Raw genomic sequence first — 19,584 nt, 5'->3', positions numbered from 1 at the left:
TTTAGCGATTATTGCACGCTGCGCAGCTCGGTCAGACGGGCTTGCAGTTGCTGGTAAAGTTCAACCGGGTAAACACCTTCGGTGGCCAGTTGTTTCAGAGCGCGGTCGGCCAGCGACTGCCAGGTGGCTTTTTCGTCGTCGGTCAGTTGTACGAAGGTCATGCCGCTGTTTTCCAGTGCCTTGCGAGCACCGGCTTCGTCCTTGGCATTTTGTTTGTCCATGGCCGCGTAGGTGTCTTTCATGATGCGGCGAACAGTAGCCTGGTCTTCAGCGGACAGCTTTTTGAAGGCTTTCTCGCTGACCACCATCATGCCCGTCAAAGACAGCAGTGGCAGGTCGGTGGTGTGGCTCAGTTTGGTGTGCCATTGCAGCGCAATGGAAGCCGTCATGTTGACGCCAACGGTGTCGATCAGGCCGGTTTGCAGGCTGGTGTACACATCAGAGATCGGCAGCAGGATCGGGTCGATACCGGCGTTCTGGAACACCGTGGCGCTGACCACATCGCCTTCTGGTGCCCATACCTTGGTGCCGCTGAAATCAGCCTGGGTGCGCAGTGGCTTGTTGCCCATCAGGTAGGCGAAGCCACCTTCGGTCAGGCCCAGTACCACATAACCCTTGTCTTCAACGGCTTTGATAATGAATGGGTCGAACTCGGCGCGAACTTGCGACAGTTCTTCCGGTGTCTGGAAGGTGAATGGCAGGCTGTACAGCTGCACTTCGTTGGCAACGTCGGTCAGGGCTCCAGCGGATACTGCGCCGCCGCTCAGCTGACCAATGCGCATTTTGCGCAGTACGGTTTTGTCGCTGCCTTGTACGCCACCCGGGAAGAACTTCATTTTTACGCGACCGTCGGTTTCGGTCTTGATCTGGCTGGCGGCAGCGCGCATGGCTTTCATCCAGCCGGTGCCGTCCGGTGCCAGGGTGGCGATTTTCAGGGTTGCAGCCTGGGTCAGGCTACAGCAGCTGATCAACATCAGACCCAGGGCAATCAGTTTGGTCTTCATGAATGGACTCTCAGTAGTTGCTTGAAATTGTTATTCAAAATATTCAGCAGAACCGGCCAGCAGCACCTTGGCTTCTTCCTGGGCCAGTCGATTAATCAGGGTCAGACCCTCGGCTTCGGGGTCGGCATTGATGACTTCGTTCAGCAGGCGGTCGTGAAGTTCCTGATCAAACATCAGACGGGCGTACTGCTTGGCGTACAGTACCTTGGCCATCAGGTGTTTGCCGTTGCTGTATTGTTGCGCTTGTTCAAAGTGGGCTTTGCCAACCTCTGGCTTGCCGCCCAGTGATGGCGGCAGCTGGGTTTCCATCACGCCCAGGTACACCTGCAAGGTGCCGTGGTCGTAACCCGGATCGTATTGCGCAACCCATTGCATCAGGGCCTTGGTTTTGCCCAGTTCGGCAATGGCACCCCAGTCGTCGCTGTTGGCCTGAATCCAGCCGGCTTTGGCGGTTGCGTAGGCGTAAAAGACTTCAATGTCATCTTCGTCAAAGTCTTCGTTCAGCGCCGCCAGCATTTTGTCCTGTGGCTGTTTGACGGCTTCGCAGGCATCGTCGTCGTATTCACACAAGGCGCGAGTGGAGTACTCCAGTGCGCGGTCGGCCATGTTTTTGGCTTGCTGTGGGTCTTTGGAGAATACGCCGGAGTAGGCGCCGTAGAGTTTGGCGGCCGAGATCAGGAAGTCTTCGTTTTCCGGGTAGGTCAGGACCAGTGCGTCCAGCAGCAGCAGGTAGGCTGGGGCGCCGGCGGCAACCACTTCCGGGTTGGGGTTGTTCATCATCGAACGGGACAGGTTCTTCGGCAGGTTGCCAACCGAACAGGCAGCCAGCGACAGGGCCGCCAGGCAGAGAATCAGTTTCTTCATCACAGACTTCGCTTCACACGTTCTCATCGAGATTAACTTTATAACCGGACAGGAATGCTCAAAATTGCGCGCCATTGTACACACCTTAATGCGGCCGTTTAATGACCCTGACTCACAAGGGCCCTGACGGTTCGTCAGCAGGGGCTGTAAATCACTGTTTTGCTGGTGACAGTAATTGACATTAGGGTAGGCAGCCGGGGGCGAATGCCTGATTTTAAGTCTGGACTCTGCAAGCAAATTTGCCGGGTGAATACAGGAATGTCAGCGTGGGGTGAACTGGAGAACATGATGGAAAGTAGGCGGATGTGGCCATGCGGGCGGGCCGCCCGCGCTCCCGGAATCCAGACGCCCGATGCCCGATGCCCGATGCCCGATGCCCGACGCCTCAGCCCTGCTGTTTGGCTTTGGCGAGTTTGCGATAGAGGGTGCGTTCGCTGATGTTGAGTGCGGCAGCCAGTTCGGCATTGTCACCGTTGTAGCTCTCCAACAGACCATTCAGGTAGTGCATTTCCAGTTCTTCCAGCGGCACGGCGGGGAGGTCGGCGAAGGCTTCAGCAAAGGCGTCTGTAATGTCGTCTGTAATGGCGTCGGTCGGGTTGTTGATATGGCCGTCGATGCCATCCTGCATTGAGGTTTCCGCTGTATTGAGCCGGGTTTCGAGCGGGACAGCGCTGCGGCTGGTTGAGGCCAGTATGGCGGGTAGTTGCAGATGTTGCGGTTCAATGCGGTCGCTGTCGCACAGCAATATTGCCCGCTCGATGCGGTTGCGCAGTTCGCGGATGTTGCCGGCAAAGTGTTGTTGGCCAAGCCAGCGGCGGGCGCTGTCGGACAGCTGGATCGGCCGATCGTGTTTCAGTTGTTTCAGTATCCGTTCGGCGATCGGCACGATGTCCTGACGGCGTTCGTGAAGGGACGGCAGCAAGATAGGGAACGGCGATATACGGTAGTACAGGTCCTGGCGGAAGCGCCCTTCGGCGACCATTTCCAGCAGGTTGCGGTGGGTGGCGCAAATGAGTCGGAAGTTGGCTTTGCGTTCGGTCACGCTGCCTACCGGGCGATAGGTGCCGGTTTCGATCAGACGCAGCAGTTTGACCTGCATAGGCAGTGGAATGTCGCCCACTTCGTCAAGAAACAGGGTGCCGCCTTCGGCGGACGAAACCAGCCCTTGTTTGCGCTGGCTGGCACCGGTAAAGGCGCCTTTTTCGTGGCCGAATAGCTCGCTTTCAAACAGGCTTTCGCTAAGGCCAGAGCATTCCACGGTCACGAACGGCCGTTTGGCACGGTCGCTGTGTTCATGCAGGTATTGGGCAGCCAGTTCCTTGCCGGTGCCGGATTCGCCCAGCAGCAACACACTGATGTCTGACGGCGCGGCGCGGCTTAATAATTCCAGCATCTGATTAAAGGCCGGACTGAAGCCAACCATGCGGTTTTTCTCAAACCGGTCCGGGGCATGCACCTGATGCATGATTTCAACGAAGTATTCGATCTCGCCAGCGCTGTTGTGCACCGGGGTCAGTTCTACATCAATGTGCTCTTTGCCATTGGGGGTGTTGTGAATGTGCAGTACCCGCTGGCGCTGATTGGTGCGCAGACAGCCTTGCAGCGGGCAGTCTTCGCCAGCGCGGTCGCAAGGTGCTTCGTAGCCATGGGAGACTTCATAACAGTGTCGGCCCAGCAATGCCGTGCTGCCAGAGTAAGCTTCCCGGTAGGCGCGGTTGGCGGCCCGAATCACGTAGTTGCGGTCCATCAGAATCGCCGGTGAGGCAAAAGCGTCCAGCAGGGACGAAATAGCCGGAATGGTTGGGTAGGCGTTGTCTGACATAGTTGGCAAATCTTATGACAAATTTGTCCTGATGGTGCGACAGGTTTGACATATTGGCAAGTAGCTTTCCACAAATCTTCTAGACCAGCTTTTATTGGCCAGTTAATTTTCCTTCAAAGTTATCTTTTGTGAGTCGATTTATCTGGCTCGTAATGTCCAAATCCAGTCGGCTTATTGATGTGTCTCAATGAAAAATTGGACTGACCACTTTCCTGTGATCCATTTCAAAGTCTGGCACTCGGCTTGCTACTCCTCTCAGAAACAGGGACCCGTTGGTTGACATCTCTCATGGCTGCGACTTCCGGTCGCATCGGTCCCGTGAGGGGCGGCGGGTAAGCTGCGGCGGCAGCTGAGCACCCATCGATCATCGTTCAGACCCGGCGTGGCGAGTGACGCGCCGGTTATTCAGTGACATTCACTCACATCTTAATCATCAACGTTCTGGGGCGTTGCCTTTGGAGGATAGCCATGATCAGTGAAACCATGGTGGAGCTGTCGCGGTGGCAGTTTGCGATTACTGCGCTGTATCACTTTCTGTTTGTACCCCTGACCCTGGGGTTGTCGTTCATTCTGGCCATTATGGAATCTGCTTACGTGATGACGGGTAAGCAGGTTTATAAGGACATGGTGAAGTTCTGGGGCAAGTTGTTCGGTATCAACTTTGCGCTGGGCGTTACCACAGGTCTGACCATGGAATTCCAGTTTGGTACCAACTGGGCTTACTACTCTCACTATGTTGGAGACATCTTCGGTGCGCCGCTGGCGATTGAAGGTCTGATGGCGTTTTTCCTGAAAAGCACCTTTGTGGGCCTGTTCTTCTTTGGCTGGGACCGCATGAGCAAGTTGCAGCATCTGGCGACCACCTGGCTGGTGGCGCTGGGCTCCAACTTTTCGGCGCTGTGGATTCTGATTGCCAACGGCTGGATGCAAAACCCGGTGGGTGCCGAGTTCAACATTGACACCATGCGTATGGAAATGACCAGCTTTACCGACGTGCTGTTTAATCCGGTGGCGCAGGTGAAGTTTGTTCATACCGTGTCAGCCGGTTACATCACCGGTGCCATGTTTGTGTTGGGGATTTCTTCGTACTACATGCTGAAAAAGCGTGATCTGCCGTTTGCCCGTCGCTCGTTTGCCATTGCATCCAGCTTTGGTATGGCAGCGATTCTGAGTGTGATTCTGCTGGGTGACGAATCCGGCTATGAAATTGGCGACGTTCAGAAAACCAAGTTGGCGGCCATTGAAGCCGAGTGGCACACCCACGAGGCACCAGCGGCGTTTACGCTGATTGGTCTGCCCAACGAAGACACCATGGAAACCGATTACGCCATCAAGATTCCTTACGTGCTGGGCCTGATTGCCACCCGTTCGACCACCGAGGAAGTGACCGGTATTTCCGATTTGCTGGTAGAGCACGAAGGCCGCATTCGCAACGGCATGGATGCCTATCAGCTGTTCAATGACCTGAAAGCCGGAGACAAATCGGAAGCCAACATTGCTGCTTTTGACGACGTGAAAGACGACCTGGGTTACGGCCTGCTGTTGAAGCGTTACACCGACAACGTCGTGGACGCTACCGACGAGCAAATCAAGGCGGCGGCACGGGATTCCATTCCTCCGGTAGCGCCTATGTTCTTCACCTTCCGCATCATGGTGGCGATGGGCTTCCTGATGTTGATTCTGGTGGCGCTGGCGTTCTGGCACTCCGCCCGCCAGACCATCGATCAGCAAACCTGGCTGCAAAAAGCCCTGCTGTGGGCGATTCCTGTGCCCTGGATTGCTTGTGAAATGGGCTGGTTCGTGGCCGAGTTTGGCCGCCAGCCATGGTCGATTGGCGAAGTGCTGCCAACCTTCCTGTCAGCGTCTACCCGTTCCGAGCTGGATCTGATTCTGAGCATCGCCTTCTTTGTGCTGCTGTACACCGGCTTCCTGATTGCCGAGGTGTACCTGATGTTCAAGTACGCTCGTCTGGGACCGTCGGCACTGCACACTGGCCGTTACCACCACGAAACCGGTGCTGAACAGCCAGACAGCGGCCTGACCGGCGCTGCTACCCCAGCCACTCAACCCATGCTGTCTCGCAAAGACAACGCCTGATCAGGAGAGCCAACAATGGAATACGAAGTATTAAAAGTCGTTTGGTGGGTTCTGATTGGCGTGTTGCTGATCGGCTTTGCCGTTACCGACGGGTTCGATATGGGTGTCACAGCCCTGCTGCGCATCATTGGTCGCACCGATAACGAGCGCCGGGTCATGCTCAATACCGTCGGCCCGCACTGGGACGGGAACCAGGTGTGGTTTATCACCGCCGGTGGGGCGATTTTTGCGGCTTGGCCAGTGGTCTATGCGGTGGCGTTTTCCGGCTTTTACTGGGCCTTGCTGCTGGTGTTGTTCAGCCTGTTTTTTCGTCCGGTAGGCTTTGAATACCGCGCCAAGGTCGACGACGACCTCTGGCGCTTACTGTGGGATACCGGCCTGTCGATTGGCGGCGCGGTGCCTTCGCTGGTGTTTGGTGTGGCGTTTGGCAACCTGCTGTTGGGGGTTCCGTTCCACTTTGATGAGTACATGCGTTCTTTCTATACCGGTTCGTTCTGGGCGCTGCTGAACCCGTTTGCGCTGGTGTGTGGACTGGTATCGCTGGGCATGCTGATGATGCACGGGGCGACCTGGTTGCAAATGCGTACTGTGGGCGAGTTGCATAACCGTGCCCGTCGTTGGGGTGCCGCTTTGGCGGTGCTGGTGGCAGCGCTGTTTGCGCTGGCGGGCATCTGGATCTGGATGGGCATTGATGGTTACAGCATTGTGGCCACCACCAAAGACACCGCCGGTGTGATCACACCGCTGGATAAAACCGTGATCACTGAAACCGGTGGCTGGTTGAATAACTACGGCCTCTACCCATGGATGATTGCAGCGCCGCTGCTGGGCTTCCTGGGGCTGGCGGCAACGGCTTTGTTCTCGGCGTCCAACAAGTCCACGCTGGCGTTTATCTCCAGCTCTGTGGCGGTGGCTGGCATCATCCTGACAGCGGGCTTCTCGATGTTCCCGTTCCTGATGCCATCCAGTCTGAACGCCAACCACAGCCTGACCATGTGGGACGTGGTGTCCAGCGAGATGACGCTGACCATTATGTTCTGGGTAGCGATGGTGTTTGTGCCCATCATTCTGGCTTACACCGTGTGGGGCTACTACAAAATGTGGGGCCGTCTGACCACTGACTTTATTGAAGCCAACAAATACAGCACTTACTGATACTGACTGGTCTTGCAGGTCTGGTTGGATGGGCCTGTGAGACACCTGAGAGAGGAAAATACGATGTGGTACTTTGCCTGGATTCTTGGTGTATTACTGGCCTGTTCATTTGGCATCATGAATGCCATGTGGCTGGAATTTTACGAAGACATGGACCGCGATGCCGACGCCTGATTGGGCGTTGGTTCCATCTGAAAACGAGAACCAGTAACCGTTGTGAGCAAGGAAGCTGGCACTGGTTCTCAAACAGAATGATGACGGCTTGTTCAGGAAAACGGCGCTGCTTATAACGCGTCGTGTTGGCTGAATATAGCCTGAACACCATTCAACGGATTTCCTGGAGCATCGTATGGAAGCGAACTCACCGGCTGCCGCGGCAGCGTCTTCATCCCCGGCGAACGCTCGGGTTTCTCGCATTCAATTCAGTGGCAAAGGCGGCGAATATTTCCGTCTGTGGATCGTGAACGCCTTGCTGACACTGGTTACCCTGGGGCTGTACAGCCCATGGGCGAAAGTACGCAACACCCAATACCTGTACGGTCATACCTCGGTAGATAGCCATCGCTTTGCTTTTCTGGCAACACCTATCCAGATTCTGAAAGGCCGTTTGATCGCGTTGGCGGTGATTGTTGTGGCGAGTTTTATTGGTGCCATTCACCCGGCGATCCAACTGGTTATTTCGCTGGTGTTTATCGGCGCGCTGCCGTGGCTGATCCTGCAAGGCGTCCGTTTTGCGCTGCGTATGACCTCTTACCGCAATGTTCGCTTTGACTTCACCGGCACGTATGGCGGCATGCTGCTGCGCTTCTTTGTGTTTCCGATGCTGAGCGTATTTACCCTGTTTTTGGCGATGCCATGGGTGACCAGGGAAATCGACAATTACCTTCATAACCACGTCAAGTGGGGCGATCAGGCGTTTGAGCTGAACAACCGCACTGGTGAGTACTACATCACCGCCCTGATTTGTGGTGCGTTCATGGTGGTCTTGTACGCGGTGATCTTTGCCGCTGGTGGCGCTGCCTTCTTTGCCATCGCGGTAGCCGATGCCCCAAGTGCCAGCGTGATTTTGGGTGCTATTGGTGTATATCTGGTGTTCATTGCCGGCATGGAGTTGATTCGTGGTATCTGGGTAGCGCGTATTCGCAACCACGTGATGAACAACCTGACGGTTGGCCATGTGGCAAGCTTCAAAAGCGATGTGCCTGCTGGCGCCACCGCACTGATGATGCTGACCAACTTGCTGATGCTGGTCTTTACACTGGGTCTGGCGTTCCCGGTAACTCGTATTCGCATGGCGCGTTTGCTGAGTCAGCACACTGAAATCGCCGTCGATCCGGTGGCTGCTGACGCCGTAGTAAACCGCGTTGAAAGCCGTGACAGTGCCTTCGGTGAAGAAGCCGCCGATCTGCTGGACGTTGGTACGGCAGTGCTGGGCTAATGTCCGATGGTCTGACTGCCGTTCGCGGCGTGTTTCAATTTGCAGCGGCGGCCCGTTCAACGGCCGCCGTTGCACGTTCTGATGACACCGGTGCGATTCAGGTGCTGCAACAGCAGGACAACGCCGGTTTGCATTACGCCAGCCCAGAGCAATTCGATCTGGCGGCTGCCATTCCCGGTTTGCCGCAGGAAGTGCTGTTTGCCGACGGTTCGCGCTTTATCCCCGATGATCCTGATTGGCGCTGGCCATCGGCGGCCTTGCGTTCGCGCTGGCTGGAGTGGTTGGAAAACCATTGGCTGGCGATTCTTGCCGCAGCCTTGCTGGTGCCTGTCGTCACCGCCTGGACGCTGGTGAAAGGGGTTCCCATGCTGTCGGTGGTGGTGGCCGATCACGTTCCTGAAGTGGTCATCAAAAGCAGCAGTAGCGGGACGCTGGATACCCTCGATGCAACGCTGTTTTCTCCCTCGACACTGAGCAAGCAACAGCGCCTGGCGGTGAATCAGCAATGGCTGCAACTGGCAGACCGGGCTGGGCTGGAACCGCAACGCTATCAGCTGACCTTCCGTCAGTGGGGCGATGACGATGCGGTTGCCAATGCCTTTGCCTTGCCGGACGGCACGCTGGTGCTCACCGACCGGCTGGTACACCTGATGCAGGATGACCCTGATGCCCTGAACGCGGTGCTGCTGCATGAGGTTGGCCATGTGCATCATCGCCACGGCATCGAAATGATGGCCCAGAGTGCGACCATGTCGCTGGCCATTGCCATGATGTTGGGCTCGGTGGATGGGATTGCGGACGTGATGCTGGGTGCTGGTGTGGGGTTGGTGCAGAACGGCTTTTCGCGGGATATGGAACGCGAAGCCGACTTGTATGCCTTCCGCAAGTTGGCCGACAGTGGCCGCGATGCCAATGACTTTGCCCGCGCCATGCTGTTGTTGCAAGGGAATAACCGTGAGCTGGAAGCAACGGCTGCCTCGGAAGACACGGACAGCAGCGGCTGGCTGGAAGAATCCAATCGTCAGCAACTGATGGAATACCTCAGCACCCATCCGATGACCAATGAACGCATCGAGCTGGCCAGAAGCATTGCCCATTGTCAGCAAGAAGGCGGCAGCTGGCGACAGTGTTACCAGCAGGCTCAATAGGCTGGTAGCGCAGGCAGAATAAGCCCGGGCCTTACTTTACTTGCGCCCGGGCTGTTTTTTTACAATCTATATTCCTTTATGTTTATCTGGTGTTGTATTCTGTTGGTACATCGTACAGCGGGACAGTTGGCTCTGGCCCTAACAGGAGAGGTGACATGGCAATAACCAAAGAAGACATGCTGCAACAGGCGCAGGCCTCAGTAACTCCCATCACGGGGGATGAGGCCGAGCAATGGCTGCAACAGGGCGTGGTGGTGCTGGACGTCCGTGAGGCCGCCGAGTTCGACATGGGCCATTTGCCCACGGCGGTGAATGTGCCGCGCGGTGTACTGGAATTCCGGGTGGGGGCTCACCCTGCATTGACCGATCCTCAGCAGCCGATCTTGCTGTACTGCAAGAACGGTGGTCGTAGTACGCTGGCGGCACACACATTGAAGCAGATGGGATTCGACAAGGTCCGTATGCTGGTGGGGGGCTTTGATGGCTGGCAAGGGGACGTGCATCAGGTCGAAATTGATCCGGGCCAGTATCAGTAACGTGCTCGCAAACACAGGTGAAGATGATGGAAACCGTATCAATCCATAGCACCCGTTTGAGCTGGCGCTCCGACGGCCACTTCAGCCACACAGGCTACAACAAGGGTCATCAGCTCGACGTCGGTAATGACGTGGTGATTCCGGCAGCGGCGGCCAACAACGACATGGGCACCGACCCGGAAAAGCTGTTGGCGGCCTCACTGGCCAGCTGTCACATGTTGACGTTTCTGGCGCTGGCGGCGAAAAAGCGCCTGATCGTTGAATCCTATGATGACCAGCCCGTCGCTGAACTGGTCAAGCGTGATGACGGCAAATTTGCCGTTGCTACCATTCGGCTACGACCCGCAGTGGTGTTCAGCGGCGATAAGCAGCCGGACGAGGCAGCGGTCGTGGCTATGCACCACAAAGCCCATGAACACTGCTTTATTGCCAATTCCATTCTCTGTGATGTGGTGGTGGAACCGGTTTTTTAGTCGCACGGAAGGCTTGAGCCGATGCAGGCTCAAGCCTTCTGAATGGACTCACACTGATAACAACGCAAGGCGTAAGGCACAGCCGCCAACCGGGCATCGCTGATGGCTTCGCCGCATTCAAAACATTCTCCGTAGACGCCCTGATCAACGCGCTGAATGGCCTGACGAATCTGTTGGGCCTTGGTCTGCGCCTCGTGGCTGATTTCCAGCAAGACATCGTCGTTTTCCCGTTCGGTGGCTTGCTCGGCGAAGTCTCCCGGTACCGCGGCATCGGTGTGCAGAGCGTGCGATTCTGCCCGCTGTGAACGCTCCGTGAGTTCGTACAGTTCCAATTCCAGTCGTTTGCGCAATACATCCTGATCCATGATCGCCTCCTGTAGGGGACATCTATTTAATCCTGCACGGCTCTGCGCGAGTGTTGCCGTTGTTCAGTGCAAGGCGACGAATGCAGCGAAATGACGAGTCCTTTTCAAGTTCGTCAACACCGCACTGGGCAGCGGCAACCCGCGCCCTGCGGGGGCTGCCGGATGATCTCGACTCTGTGTCGCCGACTTTTGACTTGACCCGTCAGGCCTGCAAGTCGGCTTCGTGATTCGAAACCAGCCGGTAGCCCAGAGTGAGCACCGGATTAAATAGATGTCCCCTGTAGCGTTAACCGCTGTTGTTGTCGATTCCAGAATCTGCCTGTTTGCGCCGGCGCATCTTGATGTGCGTCAGGCGTTGGGCTGCATGGCTCGGATAGAGTGATGTGGTACGCCGTTCCGCTCAAGCTGACTCCGGAGACGCCTTATGAAACTCTCAGAACAACGTTACCGCGACCAGTATTCCGGCATTGCTGGCTCCATGACCGAGCGACTGCAACATTTGTATTGGGCGCTGCGACTGCAATATTCCGGGCTGGACCGGTTCTCCATTGCCCTGTACGACTCTGCTAATGGCGTGTTGTCAGCGTTCAGTTGCGATGGCGAAAGCCGTCAGGTGTTGGCGGGCTACAGCGCACCGTTGGCGGCAGTTCCGTCATTGCAGGAGCTGGTGGATGACCGCGGCATTCGAGTGGTGAACGACATGCGCAACTTCCGCTCGGTTGATTCCAGTGAACACACGGAACAGTTGTTGGGGCAGGGGTATCGGGCCAGCTTCACCATGCCCTTGTTTGAAAACGAGCAACTGATGGGGGTGTTGTTTCTGAATTCCCATCAGATCGATTATTTCGACGACACCATGGTGGTGTATTGCTCGTTGTGGGGCCACCTGGTGGAGCAGGTGCTGGCCCGTTTTCGTGAAGATATTCCGATCTGAGGGATCTGGTCCAGCTCCGATCTGTGGGACCTATACCTGCTCTGATCTGAGGGATCTATCCCAGCAGTTCAGCGGCCAGTTTGACGAAGTCCTGTGAGGTCAAAAGCCCTACCAATTTGTTGCTGTCATCGACTACCAGAGCGCAGCCTTGATGGCGATTGGTGCGAATCAGCTCGGCAGCGTCTTTCAGCAGGCTGTCGGCTTTGACCGTGTGCAGCTCAGTCTGCATGCACTTGTCGATGGTCGTTTTGGCCAGATATTCCTGCAAATGATGCGCACCGAATTTATCGGTGATTTTAAACGCTTCTGCCAGAAACTCTTTCTGACTCATCAAACCCACCAAATGGCCGTCGCCATCGACGATCGGCAGGTGGCGAATCTTGTGTTCACCCATGGTCTGTTCCGCATCGCGCAGGGTCTCATCCGGGGTATGCGTCAGCAGTTCGGTTTTCATCAATTCGTGAACGTGTTTCATGGCGAGTATCTGTGATTGGGAGCCTGTCTTAAGTAAAGCAGGTATTTGCCAGAACGCAGGTCTTTGTCAGAACGCGGGCGAGTGGGTTGAAAAAGGCGCTCAGTGTCATCTGACTGGTTGTCCCGTTTTGATCATTTTTTGTGCTGCAATAAGACAAGCACCGGTTCGCCGTCAGAATCCGTTGGCGCTGGCCCAGTCTGTCCTATGTCCTGCTCGGGGCTTTGTTAGATGTTCTCAAATCTCAATACCATGTTGAGAAAAACTCACTAATAAAAATAATTCAGGGAATTTCTGCAAGCGGGTATCGGCTCGCTTGCCAGAGAAGCTCACAGGAGACGACCTCATGACCCGAGCAACACGAGCACTGCTGCTGGCACTGGTGTGCCTGCCGGCCTGGACCCATGCCATGTCTGACCAGTCAGATGGCGGTTATACCGCTACCCGTTATCCCATTGTGCTGGCCCACGGCCTGTTTGGCTTTGATGCCATTCTTGGGGTGGACTACTGGTACAAGGTGCCGGAAACCCTGCAAGCCGACGGCGCCCAGGTATTTATTACCTCGGTGGCCAACTCCAATTCACCCGAGGTGAGGGGAGAACAGCTGATTCTGGAAATCGAACAGGTGTTGGCCATTACCGGTGCCGACAAGGTCAACCTGATTGGCCACAGCCACGGTGGCCCGACCACCCGTTATGCGGCATCGGTCCGCCCGGACATCATTGCTTCGGTGACTTCAGTATCGGGTGTTAACAAAGGCACCCCGGTGGCGGATGGCGTCTACGACTGGTATCAGGGCGGCTCGCCATTGACTGGTGCGGTGGAGGGGCTGGCCACGGCGCTGGCAACGGCCATCGATTTCCTCTCGGGTGGCGGCTATGAGCAGGATGTGATCGCTTCATTGGCGTCCATGACCACCGCCGATGCGATGGCGTTCAACCAGCAGCATCCGGGTGGCATTCCGGCCTCCGCCTGTGGCGAGGGCGACTATGAATACAACGGCGTGCGTTACTACTCCTGGGCAGGCGCTGAGCCACTGACCAATATTCTTGATCCGCTCGAAAGCGTTACCGTGGTGGCGTCTGTTTTCTTTGACAGCAACACCCCTAACGACGGTTTGGTCGGCGCCTGTGATGCCAATTTGGGCATGGTGGTGCGCAACGATTTCCGCATGAACCATCTGGATGAAATCAACCAGACCTTTGGTATTCATCACCTCACCGAAACCGATCCGCTGGCGGTATTCCGTACCCATGCCAATCGTTTGCAGCAGGCCGGTCTGTAAATGCCCGCTTCTGTGCTGAACCACACACCAGCAAGCCGGTTGCGCTTGCTGGTGCTGTTGCTGGTTTCTACCCTGCTGTGCCTGGGGGCGTATTGGCTGGTACTGACGCTTTGGCAGCCGGTGCCGGTGCATACTCTGGCGCAGCCGTCTTCCAACGGAACGTCCTCAATTAATGCTGGCGATCAACTGGCCTTGTTGGCCGGGCGTCGGGAGGCCATACCGTCAGAGCAGGCGCTGCAACTGAACACATTTCGTGGGGCCTCGCCCGATGGTCGTTTGCGAGTGGATGCTCGTAGCCAGCTGATTATTGATCGGCAATTGCGTCACTGGTTGGATGGCTGGTTGTCGGTGCAGGGGGAATGGTCGCTGGAGCAGGTGACGGCTGAAATGATTCGGCAGATTAACCAGCTGCCACAGCCGGGGCGGGATCAGGCCTTGTCGCTGATGAGCCAGTGGATGGATTACCGACGGGCGCTGGCCGACTACGACGAGCGCTCGGCCCGCAGTTTGTCGCAAATGACCCTGACCGATCTGCAACAGCGGCTGGACTGGGTGGAACGTTTGCGCCGTCAGTATTTCGAGGCTGATGTGGTTCGTGCGTTTTTTGCCGACGACGAAGCGCTTGATCGCTACTTGCTGGCCCGTCGTCAGCAGCAGTTGGGGCAAGCCTCTGACGAGCAGGTTCAACAGGCGTTGGCGCAAATGCCGGAGGCCTTGCAGCACGCCCGCCAGCAAAGTCAGCTGTTGTTGGATAATCCGCTGCTGTCGGGGAATGCTTACCGTGATCAGACCGCTGATGGCAGTGATGCAACCCAGGGCGAAGTTGTTCAGGGGCAGGTCGCTCAGGATCAGGTTGATCAGGAACGGGTTTATCAGGAGAGAGCCCGGCAATATGGCGAGGCTGCCGCTCAGCGGCTGGCGCAACTGGACAGCCATCAGCAGCAGTGGCAACAACGATTGCAGGCCTATCAACAATTCGAGCAGTCGTTAGCCAGTGAACAAACCACAGAAGCCCGCGAACGTCAGTTACAAAGCTACCGCCAAACCAATTTCAGTGCGGCAGAGCAACGCCGTCTGACGGCGGCGTTGCAGTGGCTGACGCTTTCGACATCGGATGATTAAGTGCTGCCGAAAGCTGAACGATCAAGAGCGATCCGCATCGATCAACAGCTGCTGCATCGGTTCAAACAGATCCGGTGTGGCAACCATAATGTTGTGGCTGTAAATCTGTGGGTTCAGCCCCTGCGGAATGGGGTAGATATGGCCAAATTGAGCGCCTGCTTCGCGGGCAATCAACTGCGCGGCAGCAAAGTCCCACGGTTTGACGGTTTCGTAATAGGCATCCAGACGGCCACAGGCGACCCAGCAAATATCCAGTGACGCCGCACCGAGCCGACGAATATCACCACAGTGTTTCAGCACCGCAGTAACGCGCTTCATCAGCTCGTCGATTCCGTCCTTCTGGTAGGGGAAGCCGGTGCCAACAATGGCTCGACGCATGTCCTGCTTGCCAGACACTTCAATCGGCTGGTCGTTCAGGAACGCGCCTTTACCCGTCATGGCTTCAAAGGTTTCTTCCGCAAACGGGTTATGAACCACCGCTGCCTTGCAGTCGCCGTTATGGTAGTAAGCAATGGATACCGCCACCTGTGCGTGGCCGTGGGCGTAGTTCACGGTGCCGTCGATGGGGTCGATGATCCACAGGTGCTCGCAGTCGGTTTCGTTATCCGGCCCCAATTCTTCCGACAGAATATCGTGATCCGGAAAGGCCGCTTTGATGCCTTCGTTAATCAGTTTGTCGGCGGCAACATCGGCCTGGGTTACCAGCTCGGCACCGTCGTATTTGAAGTTGATTTCCAGTGCACTGCGCTGGCGGGCGATCTCGTCACCGGCATCACGTGCCAGCGTGAGCGCCAGATCCATCATGGGTTGGTATTGGCTCATGGGTTATCTCTAAAACGTGATGAAAATTCGGGTTATTTGCCTTGATGCAGCTCCAGCCACAGTTGCAGTTCATCCATGACCAGCTGCTGCAATATCGGTTGGGCTTCGGCGGTGGGATGAATGCCGTCGCCTTGCATCAGCTCAGGGTTAGTGGCAACGCCTTCCAGTAAAAACGGCACCAGCAGAGTGTCGTACTGCTCAGCCAGTTGTGGATAAATATCGGCAAAGCCCTTGGTGTAACGCTGGCCATAGTTTGGCGGAATCTGCATGCCCAGCAACATCACCATGGTGCCGCGCTCTTCAGCCATGCGGATCATTCGCTCGATGTTCTGGCGGATCAGTTTCAGCGGTGTGCCGCGCAGGCCATCATTGCCGCCCAGTTCAATCAACAGCAGATCTGGATGGTGCTGTTCCAGCAGTTGCGGTAATCGCGCCACGCCACCTTGGGTAGTATCACCACTGACACTGGCGTTAACCACTTGTATACCCGCCATGTGTTCCTGTAATTGCTGTTCCAGCAGGGAGGCGTAGCCCTGTTGAACCGGGACGCCAAAACCCGCACTAATACTGTCTCCGACGATCAGAATAACCGGGTGATCTGACGCCGCACGAGCCGGGCCTGAAGCCAGCGCCAACAAGCACGTCAGCACCAATAACCGCACGGATTGGGAACGATTCATGAGTAAAGTAGAAAATGACGCCAGCACACGGGATTCCTTTTCGATTTCAGAAGGTTCACAGCCATCAGAGGGCAACCAGACTGGGACAGCAGCGGCTGCAACAGATTCCATCGCCGCCTCGGCAGCCGTGAATGTGCTTGAGTTAACCGCGGTTGGCAAAACCGTGCAAGCCGCCAGTGGCGATTCGTTGACACTGTTGAATCAGGTGTCGCTGCAAGTGGCACAAGGCACCAGTTTGGCCATTGTGGGTGCCTCCGGTAGTGGTAAATCGACCTTGCTGGGAATCATGGCCGGGCTGGATTTGCCGACTTCCGGTGCCATTCAGCTGCTGGGTTATCCACTGCAACAGCTGGACGAAGACCAGCGTGCCGCGGTACGTGCGGAAGGCGTCAGCTTTGTGTTCCAGAACTTCCAGCTGCTGCCGGGTTTGACCGCGTTGGAAAACGTCATGCTGCCGCTGGAAATCCGTGCCCAGGCTGGCAATGCCCGGGCAGAAGCCCGAGCGCTGTTGGAGAGCGTTGGCCTCAGCCATCGTCTGGACCATTACCCCAGCCAGCTGTCTGGCGGTGAACAGCAGCGGGTCGCTTTGGCCCGGGCCTTTGCCGGTGAACCCAAAATCCTCTTTGCCGATGAACCGACCGGCAACCTAGACCGCAATACCGGCAAGCAGGTAGAAGATCTGCTGTTCGCCATGAACCGTGAACGCGGCACCACGCTGGTGCTGGTCACTCACGACCCGCAACTGGCGGATCGTTGTCAGCGTCAGGTGCGTATGACCGATGGCCATCTGGAAGACGTTAGCCCCGTGGACACTGTGCAGGAGGGGTCATGAACACGACTTACTCTGGCAACGCTTCAGCAACACCCGCAAGCCGCTCCATGCCATTGTTGCGACAGTGGGCGCTGGCCTGGCGACTGCTGTGGCGCGAAGCCCGCAGTGGCGAGCTGACGCTGATCCTTCTGGCACTGTTGATTGCGGTAACTTCTACCACCGCGATTTCGCTGTTCAGTTCACGGCTGGAACTGGCGCTGGACGACAAATCCTCGGCCTGGCTTGGTGCTGATATGCGGGTGCGCTCCAGCAAGGCGTTCAGTGACGAGCAGCTGGCGATACCGGCTGAGCTGGGCCTCAAACAAGCACAGGCACTGACGTTTCCAAGTGTGGTGCTGCATGGCGACGATATGACGCTGGCGGCGATCAAGGCCGTCGATGACAACTACCCGATGCAAGCGCGTCTGAACGTGATTACCGCGGGCAACCAACAGCCGCAACTGCAAAACCATGGCCCATCACAGGGCGAAGCCTGGGTGGAACCACGCTTGTTGGCGCTGCTGAACGCCAGCGTGGGGGATGACATTGAACTGGGCGACAGCGTGTTCCGGGTAACCGGGGAAATCACCGAAGAATCCGATCGCGGCGGCGGTTTTTACAGCTTGTCGCCACGCATGATGGTGCACTGGGACGACGTGCAAAACAGCCCACTATTGGGCCCCGGTAGCCGTCTGCGTTATCGACTGCTGCTGGAAGGTTCGCCAGCGCAATTACAGCAGTTTGAAGACAGCTTCCCGCTGACCGACAAGCAGCGTATTGAAACCCTCGAAGAAGGTAACCGGCGGATGTCGCGCTCGCTGGATCGTGCGCGGGAATATCTGGCGTTGGCATCGCTGCTGGCGGTGGTTCTGGCCAGTATTGCGGTGGCAATTTCGGCCCAGCGCTATGCCCAGCGCCATTTCGACATCAGTGCCCTGATGCGCACCTTTGGCCTCAAGCGTAACGACGTGCTCAAGCTGTATTTGTGGCAATTGCTGATGCTGGGACTGGCCGCCGCTGCCATTGGTGCGTTGCTGGCACTGGGATTTCAGGCGGCGATTATTTCGCTGTTGGCAGAGGTGCTGCCAGAACAACTGCCTGCTGCTCCGGCGCTGGCCTGGCTGCTGGGTCTCAGCTCCGGGCTGGTTACTCTGTTGGGCTTTGGTGTGCCTCATCTGCTGCCGTTGGCCAACGTTGCGCCGTTACGGGTGCTGCGTCGGGACCTGACGCCGGTGCCGCTGGCGGGTTGGATGATCACTGCCGTGGCCATTGTGTCGTTGGCGCTGCTGCTGTGGGTGTTCACCGGTGACCTGTTACTGACATTACTGGTGATGGGCGGTGGCACGGCACTGGTGCTGGTGTTGCTGGCCGGGCTGCAAGGGGTGATTGTGCTGTTGCGCAAGCGTCTGGCCAATCGCGATTTACCGCTCAACCTGCGCTTCGCCTGGCAGCATCTGAGCCGCAATAGCCGCCAGACCGCCGGCCAGATTCTGGCCTTCTCGCTGACCTTGCAGGTGATGATTGTGATTGCCATGTTGCGTAATGACCTCTTGGCCGACTGGCAAAACAGCCTGCCGCAGGACGCTCCCAACGTATTCGCGCTGAACATTCAGAGCTACGACAAGGACGGCTTTGAACAGGCACTGGAGTCCCGTGGTTTTGTGTCGAAAACTCTCTATCCAATGGTGCCGGGGCGGTTGCTGGAAATTAACGGCACCAGCATTCAGGAACTCAAACTCGACCGTGTTGGCGCCATTGACCGCGATCTGGCACTCACCGCAGATGATCAGCTGCCGGACTCCAACCGCGTGGTGGCGGGGGACTGGAGTATGTCCGAGCCCGGACAGTTGTCGATGGAAGTCGAACTGGCCGAGCGCCTGGGTGTGAAACTGGGCGATACGCTGGCGTTCCGTGCGGCCGGGGTCGATTTTGACGCCGAAGTCAGCAGCTTCCGCGAAGTGGACTGGACCTCGCTGAGCCCCAACTTCTTTATGATGTTCTCGCCGGACATTATGGAAAAACTGCCACCGAGCTATATCACCAGCTTTAACGTGCCAGATGGCGAGCAAGCCGAGTTGACCAGCCTGATTCGGGAATTCCCGGCGGTGAATATTCTGGATATGCAGGCACTGCTGACCCAGCTGCATACCCTGTTGCAGCAAATTACCCTGGCGGTTGAGCTGATTCTGGTGGTGGTGTTGGTTGCCGCGGTGCTGGTGATGGTATCGGCGCTGGTGGCCAGTCTGCGTGAACGCTTGCAGGAAGGCGCATTACTGCGAACGCTGGGCGCCAGTACCGATGTGATTCGCAAGGCGCAACTGACTGAATTTGGTTTGCTGGGACTGGTCGCTTCGGTCATGGCGCTGGTGTCGGCGGAGCTGCTGTGTTGGTCGCTGTACACCTTTGCGCTCAATATTCCGTACAACGGTTTGGGCCTTATCTGGCTGTGGTTGCCAGTGGTCGCGGCATTGGCACTGGCACTGCTCGGCAGTGGCTTGCTGCGCAAAACCGTACGGGTGGCACCGCTGCGGGTTATTCGCGAATTGGGCTGATCGG

General features: G+C 56.9%; 19 protein-coding genes. 12 read left to right on the top strand and 7 right to left on the bottom strand.

Annotated elements, in window-relative coordinates; all coding sequences use genetic code 11:
- Nucleotides 1–8: 8 nt before the first annotated feature.
- The 3 genes from ACXADJ_RS12595 to ACXADJ_RS12585 all read right to left on the bottom strand — a co-directional run bounded on the left by ACXADJ_RS12595 (nt 9) and on the right by ACXADJ_RS12585 (nt 3,690).
- Nucleotides 9–1,004, bottom strand: coding sequence for a TRAP transporter substrate-binding protein (locus tag ACXADJ_RS12595; RefSeq protein ID WP_475066435.1), 996 nt, complete (start codon nt 1,002–1,004; stop codon nt 9–11).
- 30 nt (nt 1,005–1,034) lie between these two features.
- Nucleotides 1,035–1,868 (bottom strand): TRAP transporter TatT component family protein, encoded by an 834-nt coding sequence (locus ACXADJ_RS12590; RefSeq protein WP_475066433.1) that lies wholly within the window; start codon nt 1,866–1,868, stop codon nt 1,035–1,037.
- Nucleotides 1,869–2,253: 385 nt separating this feature from the next.
- Entirely contained in the window at nt 2,254–3,690 is a 1,437-nt protein-coding gene (locus tag ACXADJ_RS12585) for a sigma-54 interaction domain-containing protein (protein WP_475066431.1), read from the bottom strand.
- A gap of 468 nt (nt 3,691–4,158) precedes the next feature.
- Between ACXADJ_RS12585 and ACXADJ_RS12580 the strand changes: the two genes are divergently transcribed.
- The 7 genes from ACXADJ_RS12580 to ACXADJ_RS12550 all read left to right on the top strand — a co-directional run bounded on the left by ACXADJ_RS12580 (nt 4,159) and on the right by ACXADJ_RS12550 (nt 10,537).
- Nucleotides 4,159–5,787: a cytochrome ubiquinol oxidase subunit I gene (locus ACXADJ_RS12580; protein WP_475066429.1), complete on the top strand. Its 1,629-nt coding sequence runs from the start codon at nt 4,159–4,161 to the stop codon at nt 5,785–5,787.
- 15 nt (nt 5,788–5,802) lie between these two features.
- Nucleotides 5,803–6,942: a cytochrome d ubiquinol oxidase subunit II gene (gene cydB / locus ACXADJ_RS12575; RefSeq protein WP_475066427.1), complete on the top strand. Its 1,140-nt coding sequence runs from the start codon at nt 5,803–5,805 to the stop codon at nt 6,940–6,942.
- Nucleotides 6,943–7,005: 63 nt separating this feature from the next.
- Nucleotides 7,006–7,116 (top strand): cytochrome bd-I oxidase subunit CydX, encoded by a 111-nt coding sequence (cydX, locus tag ACXADJ_RS12570; RefSeq protein WP_028293216.1) that lies wholly within the window; start codon nt 7,006–7,008, stop codon nt 7,114–7,116.
- 175 nt (nt 7,117–7,291) lie between these two features.
- On the top strand, nt 7,292–8,380 hold the full coding sequence (locus tag ACXADJ_RS12565) for a YjgN family protein (RefSeq protein WP_475066425.1): 1,089 nt from the start codon (nt 7,292–7,294) through the stop codon (nt 8,378–8,380).
- Complete coding sequence (locus ACXADJ_RS12560) at nt 8,380–9,528, top strand: M48 family metallopeptidase (protein ID WP_475066423.1); 1,149 nt, start codon at nt 8,380–8,382, stop codon at nt 9,526–9,528. Before ACXADJ_RS12565 ends, ACXADJ_RS12560 begins: the two co-directional genes overlap by 1 nt.
- Nucleotides 9,529–9,683: 155 nt before the next feature.
- Entirely contained in the window at nt 9,684–10,064 is a 381-nt protein-coding gene (locus ACXADJ_RS12555) for a rhodanese-like domain-containing protein (RefSeq protein WP_028293218.1), read from the top strand.
- Nucleotides 10,065–10,090: 26 nt separating this feature from the next.
- Nucleotides 10,091–10,537, top strand: a complete 447-nt coding sequence (locus tag ACXADJ_RS12550) for an OsmC family protein (protein WP_475066421.1) — start codon at nt 10,091–10,093, stop codon at nt 10,535–10,537.
- A gap of 29 nt (nt 10,538–10,566) precedes the next feature.
- Here ACXADJ_RS12550 and ACXADJ_RS12545 read toward each other — a convergent pair whose 3' ends face one another.
- Nucleotides 10,567–10,902 (bottom strand): TraR/DksA family transcriptional regulator, encoded by a 336-nt coding sequence (locus ACXADJ_RS12545; protein ID WP_475066418.1) that lies wholly within the window; start codon nt 10,900–10,902, stop codon nt 10,567–10,569.
- A gap of 424 nt (nt 10,903–11,326) precedes the next feature.
- On the opposite strand from ACXADJ_RS12545, the gene ACXADJ_RS12540 reads away from it, so the two are divergent.
- Nucleotides 11,327–11,836 carry a GAF domain-containing protein gene (locus ACXADJ_RS12540; RefSeq protein ID WP_475066417.1) on the top strand — a complete coding sequence of 170 codons (510 nt, stop codon included), beginning with the start codon at nt 11,327–11,329 and terminating at the stop codon, nt 11,834–11,836.
- 55 nt (nt 11,837–11,891) lie between these two features.
- Here ACXADJ_RS12540 and ACXADJ_RS12535 read toward each other — a convergent pair whose 3' ends face one another.
- Nucleotides 11,892–12,311 (bottom strand): CBS domain-containing protein, encoded by a 420-nt coding sequence (locus tag ACXADJ_RS12535; RefSeq protein ID WP_051219067.1) that lies wholly within the window; start codon nt 12,309–12,311, stop codon nt 11,892–11,894.
- Between the two features lie 343 nt (nt 12,312–12,654).
- Between ACXADJ_RS12535 and ACXADJ_RS12530 the strand changes: the two genes are divergently transcribed.
- Together ACXADJ_RS12530 and ACXADJ_RS12525 are read left to right on the top strand one after the other, a co-directional pair.
- The gene (locus ACXADJ_RS12530; RefSeq protein WP_475066413.1) at nt 12,655–13,593 is read left to right on the top strand and encodes an esterase/lipase family protein; all 939 of its coding nucleotides are present in this window, start codon (nt 12,655–12,657) and stop codon (nt 13,591–13,593) included.
- Nucleotides 13,594–14,715, top strand: a complete 1,122-nt coding sequence (locus tag ACXADJ_RS12525) for a lipase secretion chaperone (RefSeq protein WP_475066411.1) — start codon at nt 13,594–13,596, stop codon at nt 14,713–14,715.
- A gap of 21 nt (nt 14,716–14,736) precedes the next feature.
- Here the strand turns inward: ACXADJ_RS12525 and ACXADJ_RS12520 are convergent, their stop codons facing one another.
- Both ACXADJ_RS12520 and ACXADJ_RS12515 read right to left on the bottom strand, forming a co-directional pair.
- Nucleotides 14,737–15,537, bottom strand: coding sequence for an inositol monophosphatase family protein (locus tag ACXADJ_RS12520; RefSeq protein WP_475066409.1), 801 nt, complete (start codon nt 15,535–15,537; stop codon nt 14,737–14,739).
- Between the two features lie 32 nt (nt 15,538–15,569).
- A complete protein-coding gene (locus ACXADJ_RS12515; RefSeq protein WP_475066407.1) occupies nt 15,570–16,217 on the bottom strand; it encodes an arylesterase in 648 nt (215 codons plus the stop codon).
- Here ACXADJ_RS12515 and ACXADJ_RS12510 point away from each other — a divergent pair.
- On the top strand, nt 16,216–17,049 hold the full coding sequence (locus ACXADJ_RS12510) for an ABC transporter ATP-binding protein (RefSeq protein WP_475066405.1): 834 nt from the start codon (nt 16,216–16,218) through the stop codon (nt 17,047–17,049). The two genes, ACXADJ_RS12515 and ACXADJ_RS12510, sit on opposite strands and share 2 nt — an antisense overlap.
- On the top strand, nt 17,046–19,580 hold the full coding sequence (locus ACXADJ_RS12505) for an ABC transporter permease (RefSeq protein WP_475066401.1): 2,535 nt from the start codon (nt 17,046–17,048) through the stop codon (nt 19,578–19,580). The genes ACXADJ_RS12510 and ACXADJ_RS12505 overlap by 4 nt, the downstream gene beginning before the upstream one ends.
- Nucleotides 19,581–19,584 lie beyond the last annotated feature (4 nt).

This window comes from Oceanobacter sp. ABM4_470 (assembly GCF_056158645.1).
This window is presented reverse-complemented; position numbering and strand designations above follow the sequence as displayed.

Excerpts from the sequence above, each read along its gene's own strand:
- ACXADJ_RS12590 (WP_475066433.1), bottom strand. The coding sequence starts at position 1,868 with ATGAAGAAACTGATTCTCTGCCTGGCGGCCCTGTCGCTGGCTGCCTGT.
- ACXADJ_RS12585 (WP_475066431.1), bottom strand. The coding sequence starts at position 3,690 with ATGTCAGACAACGCCTACCCAACCATTCCGGCTATTTCGTCCCTGCTG.
- ACXADJ_RS12545 (WP_475066418.1), bottom strand. The coding sequence starts at position 10,902 with ATGGATCAGGATGTATTGCGCAAACGACTGGAATTGGAACTGTACGAA.
- ACXADJ_RS12505 (WP_475066401.1), top strand. The coding sequence starts at position 17,046 with ATGAACACGACTTACTCTGGCAACGCTTCAGCAACACCCGCAAGCCGC.
- ACXADJ_RS12560 (WP_475066423.1), top strand. The coding sequence starts at position 8,380 with ATGTCCGATGGTCTGACTGCCGTTCGCGGCGTGTTTCAATTTGCAGCG.
- ACXADJ_RS12595 (WP_475066435.1), bottom strand. The coding sequence starts at position 1,004 with ATGAAGACCAAACTGATTGCCCTGGGTCTGATGTTGATCAGCTGCTGT.
- ACXADJ_RS12525 (WP_475066411.1), top strand. The coding sequence starts at position 13,594 with ATGCCCGCTTCTGTGCTGAACCACACACCAGCAAGCCGGTTGCGCTTG.
- ACXADJ_RS12520 (WP_475066409.1), bottom strand. The coding sequence starts at position 15,537 with ATGAGCCAATACCAACCCATGATGGATCTGGCGCTCACGCTGGCACGT.
- ACXADJ_RS12510 (WP_475066405.1), top strand. The coding sequence starts at position 16,216 with ATGAGTAAAGTAGAAAATGACGCCAGCACACGGGATTCCTTTTCGATT.
- cydB (WP_475066427.1), top strand. The coding sequence starts at position 5,803 with ATGGAATACGAAGTATTAAAAGTCGTTTGGTGGGTTCTGATTGGCGTG.
- ACXADJ_RS12535 (WP_051219067.1), bottom strand. The coding sequence starts at position 12,311 with ATGAAACACGTTCACGAATTGATGAAAACCGAACTGCTGACGCATACC.
- ACXADJ_RS12555 (WP_028293218.1), top strand. The coding sequence starts at position 9,684 with ATGGCAATAACCAAAGAAGACATGCTGCAACAGGCGCAGGCCTCAGTA.
- ACXADJ_RS12515 (WP_475066407.1), bottom strand. The coding sequence starts at position 16,217 with ATGAATCGTTCCCAATCCGTGCGGTTATTGGTGCTGACGTGCTTGTTG.
- ACXADJ_RS12540 (WP_475066417.1), top strand. The coding sequence starts at position 11,327 with ATGAAACTCTCAGAACAACGTTACCGCGACCAGTATTCCGGCATTGCT.
- ACXADJ_RS12550 (WP_475066421.1), top strand. The coding sequence starts at position 10,091 with ATGGAAACCGTATCAATCCATAGCACCCGTTTGAGCTGGCGCTCCGAC.
- ACXADJ_RS12565 (WP_475066425.1), top strand. The coding sequence starts at position 7,292 with ATGGAAGCGAACTCACCGGCTGCCGCGGCAGCGTCTTCATCCCCGGCG.
- cydX (WP_028293216.1), top strand. The coding sequence starts at position 7,006 with ATGTGGTACTTTGCCTGGATTCTTGGTGTATTACTGGCCTGTTCATTT.
- ACXADJ_RS12530 (WP_475066413.1), top strand. The coding sequence starts at position 12,655 with ATGACCCGAGCAACACGAGCACTGCTGCTGGCACTGGTGTGCCTGCCG.
- ACXADJ_RS12580 (WP_475066429.1), top strand. The coding sequence starts at position 4,159 with ATGATCAGTGAAACCATGGTGGAGCTGTCGCGGTGGCAGTTTGCGATT.